Origin of the sequence: Metalysinibacillus jejuensis, assembly GCF_003057615.1 — a bacterium.
GTDB classification, from domain to species: domain Bacteria; phylum Bacillota; class Bacilli; order Bacillales_A; family Planococcaceae; genus Metalysinibacillus; species Metalysinibacillus jejuensis.
In genome coordinates this window covers 1-4,637 of record NZ_QAFW01000086.1, presented here as the reverse complement: position 1 = coordinate 4,637, position 4,637 = coordinate 1, and the positions used below count along the sequence as shown (strand labels likewise).

Here is a 4,637-nt window from a genome sequence, read left to right as displayed (position 1 = left end):
GGTGAGAAAGCCAATTACCCACGTTTTTATCGACAATCATTAGACAAATTAGCAAAAGAACAACGCATCCTATCTCGTAGAAAGAAAGGTTCTGCACGTTGGGAAAAACAACGTTTGAAAGTGGCTGAACTACAAGAAAAAACAGCCAATCAACGTAAGAACTTTCTACACCATCAATCAAAAGAATTAGCAACAACCTATGACGCTGTTATCATCGAGGACTTGGACATGAAAGGAATGTCTCAAGCCCTTCACTTTGGTAAAAGCGTTCACGACAATGGTTGGGGCATGTTCACTACATTCTTATCGTACAAGCTAAAAGAACAAGGGAAACAGCTTGTGAAAATTGATAAATGGTTCCCTTCGACTAAAAAATGTTCTTGCTGTGGTGCAGAAAAACCTATGAAGCTATCTGAACGTACTTACCGTTGTTCATGTGGGTATGTGGCATATCGTGACTATAATTCAGCCATCAATATCAAAAATGAAGGCATTCGCCTATTGGCATTAACATAGAAACAAAAACTCTTGGAACAAGAGGGTTAGCTCGGTCAGTTTTCGTTGGCTAGTAAAAGCAACGATAAGTCGAGAAGCCCCCACTTCAATTAGACCGCAAGGTCAATAAGTGGTGGGTAGTTCACTTGGGTTTGCTCTAGCAGCCTATGTGATGGGGCGTATGTTAGAAAATAAAGAGCAACCTACACGTAAAGATTTTATTGCCGCTAATTTAGTAGGACTCGTTTGTATTTACGGAGTAGCCATTCCTGATTTATATTATGCTTTAAATTTTTGGCTGGATATGGAAAAAAGTTTCAGCAGTATCCTAGCCATTGTTTTTAGTGGGGGCGCAGTAGTAGATATTGGTTTAGCTATTATTACAGGCTTTTTTGCGATGCGTTTATATCAAGCATTTAAAGCTGCAGGCGTTTTACCAACAATTGCTGATAAACGTTTAGCCTAAGTCAAAAGGAGATGTGCAAGCGTCTCTTTTTTTGATGTTTTCAGAAAATATTAACAAACGGCTATTTACTTTAGTAAACATAGTGTGTTAACTTTATTAATAAATGAGTTAACACTATGAGGGGTTAGTCATTTTACGTTAACAAACATAAAGGGAGAGATTGACATGAACTGGTTACAGCTAGCAGAGGAAGTCATTGAAGGTAAAAAAATTACTAACGATGAGGCAATGGCAATTTTGACGAGCGATGATGATGATTTATTAAAATTACTAGATGGTGCTTTTGCAATTCGTAAACATTATTACGGTAAAAAAGTAAAATTAAATATGATTATGAATGCGAAAAGTGGTTATTGTCCTGAAGACTGTGGCTACTGTTCACAATCATCGAAATCAAGTGCACCAATTGATAAATATCCATTCATTTCAAAAGAAGAAATTTTAGAAGGTGCAAAACGTGCCTATGAAAATAAAATCGGTACATACTGTATCGTAGCAAGTGGTCGTGGCCCAACGCGTAAGGACGTTAATGTGGTAAGTGAAGCGGTTGAAGAAATTAAAGAGAAATACGGCTTAAAAGTTTGTGCTTGCTTAGGTTTACTTAAAGAAGAACAAGCAGAGCAGTTAAAAGAAGCAGGCGTTGACCGTTACAACCATAACTTAAACACATCTGAGCGCCACCATGATTACATTACAACATCGCATACGTACCAAGACCGTGTAAATACGGTAGAAATTGCGAAGAAACACGGTATTTCACCATGTTCAGGTGCGATTATCGGTATGCGTGAAACAAAAGAAGACGTTGTTAATATCGCGCGCGCACTTCATCAATTAGATGCTGACTCAATTCCAGTAAACTTTTTACACGCAATTGACGGTACAAAATTAGAAGGCACAAATGATTTAGACCCACGCTACTGCTTAAAAGTATTAGCTTTATTCCGTTATATTAACCCAACGAAGGAAATCCGTATTTCGGGTGGACGTGAAGTTAATCTTGGCTCACTACAACCACTTGGTATGTATGTTGCTAATAGTATTTTTGTTGGTGACTACCTAACGACTGAAGGACAAGAAAAAAATAGCGACTACTTAATGCTACAAGATCTTGGTTTTGAAATTGAATTTACAGCTGCACCAGCAAGCGCATGTAGCTAGTGAAAAATTAAAGCTATCGACTCTTTTTAGAGACGGTAGCTTTTTTTACTAGTTATTTGTAGTAAATGATAGTAAAGAAGCGTTAGACAACATATAATCATTACATCTCTATTAGTCCTTTTCGCTAGTTAACGCTACGACTTTGTAAGCTACAAATAATTGTAAATGTCGTGTATAATAGATGCACGATATTGTTTTGAGTGGGGGGATTAACAATGAGAATAGCTGCAAGTGTCGTACAACCAGAACGTTTGTATCAGCAAGACGAACGCAAACGTCAGCAGTTGCGCAAGGAAGCAGGCGATGCTTATAAGAAAAATGCGGATTATTTCCAGCCCGCAAAAAACTCTGCTTTAGCAGAGCTTGAACAGCTTTTGTCAGGGAAGAATCAAAAGTTAGTAAAAGATGATTATACACCAGAGGAAAAGAAACAAATTGCTGATTTAGCGCAAGCGGATCGTGAAGTACGTGCGCATGAGCAAGCACATAAATCTGTAGGAGGCGCTATTGCAGGAGCTGTTTCTTTAGGTTTTACAGAAGGTCCGGACGGTAAGCGCTATGCGACGTCTGGCGAAGTATCGATTTCCGCAGCGCCAGCGAGTGATGCAGAGGAAACAATCGCAATTTTAGAGCGTGTGCGTCAAGCCGCATTAGCACCGGCCAATCCGTCGGCACAAGATTTAAAAGTAGCGGCGAGTGCGGTATCACAAATTGAACAAGTACGTGCAAAAGCAGCGGCTGAAGTTGAAGAAGCACCACCTTTTGCAGATGAAGATACGACGATTGAAGTGCCAGAGCGTTTTACCCTAGATACGGCGCTTGATCCAACGAAGGAAACGATATTTGGACGCAATCTTGAACAATTAATGAAGGAACGCCTCTTTGCTAAAGCTACAGCGACATATGGAGCTACGAAAGCAATGGTGGCGAATGGCTATAAATCGTTTGTAGAACCAGCATTTTCACAAACAGCTTAACGAGATAGGAGTTACATGCGATGGCTAAAAAACGCTTAAAAACGAACGCAATTCGTTTATTAGAACAACGCTCAATTGATTTTGATGTACTTGAATATACCGTGAATGATGGCCAAGTAGACGGTATTTCGGTAGCGACTAAAATGAATCAACCGCAAGAGCTTGTGTATAAAACACTCGTTACTCATGCAGGAGCAGATATTTTTGTTTTTGTTATACCGGTGGCGGCTACACTCGAACTAAAAGCAGCGGCTAAAGCAGTAGGGGTTAAAAAGGTAGAAATGCTACCACTTGACCAGCTGTTAACGACTACAGGCTACGTGCGTGGGGGTTGCTCACCCGTAGGGATGAAAAAGATGTACCCTACCATTATTGATGTGAGTGCTAAAAATTATGAGCGCATTATTGTTAGCGCTGGTAAAGTAGGATTGCAACTGCATATTAATGTCGATGATTTAGAGCGTGTAACGCATGCTAAGTTTGAAACTATTACACAATAACGACGACTTGGTTATATACAAGGGCGTCGTTTTTTAGGAGGATGACCCATGAAAGTTGGATGTATTCAAATGTATGTAGCGTATAGCGACGTCGAACGTAATTTTACGACTGCTGAACGCCTAATTCGAGAGGCAAAGTTACAAGGGGCAGAGCTTATTGTACTACCTGAATTATGGAATACAAGTTTCGCGCTTAAAGAGATTGAGACGCTAGCTGATATTGAAGGAACGAGAACGAAAGCATTTTTAAGCGCACTAGCACGAGAGTTAAGCGTGCATATTGTCGGTGGCTCTGTCGCTACTAAAAAAGATGGTAAGTTTTATAATACGATGTATACAGTCAATAATTTAGGACAAGTCGTAGGAGACTATGACAAAGTACATCTTTTTAGACTAATGGATGAGCATTTGTATTTAACAGCCGGTAGTACCGTTAATCGCTTTACTTTAGGGGAGCTAGAAGCGGGTGGTGTGATTTGTTATGATACACGTTTCCCTGAATGGTTGCGCACACATGCACTCCAAGGCGCAAAAGCATTGTTTATTCCTGCACAGTGGCCTACAGCTCGCATTGATCACTGGCAAACATTACTACAAGCACGCGCAATTGAAAACCAATGCTTTGTCATCGCAGTCAATCGTCTTTCTCATAAAAAAGAAAATTTCAACGGTCATTCGATGATTATTGGACCGTGGGGAGAAGTATTGTGGACGGGTCAAGATGATGAAGAGCTCGCTATTATCGATGTGGATTTTTCTATTGTAGATGAAGTACGTGAGCGCATACCTGTGTATGCAGATCGCCGACCTGAATTATATAAACAAGTAGTACAAGAGGCTGGGACATAACTAGGTTCTGTCTAAAAACTATTTCACCTCATGGTACAATAATGAAAACAAGAAATTGAGGTGGATGAAATGGCGCCAAGTCGTTACGAATTAACAGATGAACAGTGGAAACAAATTGAAGGGTTCTTCCCACCGTACACAACCGGTCGTCCTTCGAAACGAAGTAACCGTGAGATGTTCAATGCGATG

At 40.1% G+C, this 4,637-nt stretch carries 6 protein-coding genes and 1 pseudogene; all 7 read left to right on the top strand.

Going from position 1 to position 4,637, the window contains the following annotated elements:
- A partial coding sequence (locus DDE80_RS13765) for an RNA-guided endonuclease InsQ/TnpB family protein (protein ID WP_153060920.1) occupies nt 1-516 on the top strand: 516 nt, incomplete at its 5' end.
- Between the two features lie 109 nt (nt 517-625).
- Complete coding sequence (locus DDE80_RS13760; protein ID WP_153060919.1) at nt 626-961, top strand: biotin transporter BioY; 336 nt, start codon at nt 626-628, stop codon at nt 959-961.
- A gap of 165 nt (nt 962-1,126) precedes the next feature.
- Nucleotides 1,127-2,122, top strand: coding sequence for a biotin synthase BioB (bioB, locus tag DDE80_RS13755; protein ID WP_108308482.1), 996 nt, complete (start codon nt 1,127-1,129; stop codon nt 2,120-2,122).
- A gap of 215 nt (nt 2,123-2,337) precedes the next feature.
- Nucleotides 2,338-3,099: a putative metalloprotease CJM1_0395 family protein gene (locus DDE80_RS13750; RefSeq protein WP_108308480.1), complete on the top strand. Its 762-nt coding sequence runs from the start codon at nt 2,338-2,340 to the stop codon at nt 3,097-3,099.
- Between the two features lie 20 nt (nt 3,100-3,119).
- On the top strand, nt 3,120-3,599 hold the full coding sequence (ybaK, locus tag DDE80_RS13745) for a Cys-tRNA(Pro) deacylase (protein ID WP_108308479.1): 480 nt from the start codon (nt 3,120-3,122) through the stop codon (nt 3,597-3,599).
- A 48-nt stretch (nt 3,600-3,647) separates the two neighbouring features.
- Nucleotides 3,648-4,448 carry a carbon-nitrogen family hydrolase gene (locus tag DDE80_RS13740; protein WP_108308477.1) on the top strand — a complete coding sequence of 267 codons (801 nt, stop codon included), beginning with the start codon at nt 3,648-3,650 and terminating at the stop codon, nt 4,446-4,448.
- 69 nt (nt 4,449-4,517) lie between these two features.
- A pseudogene (locus DDE80_RS15805) lies at nt 4,518-4,637 on the top strand (IS5-like element ISLpl3 family transposase); the annotation flags it as partial.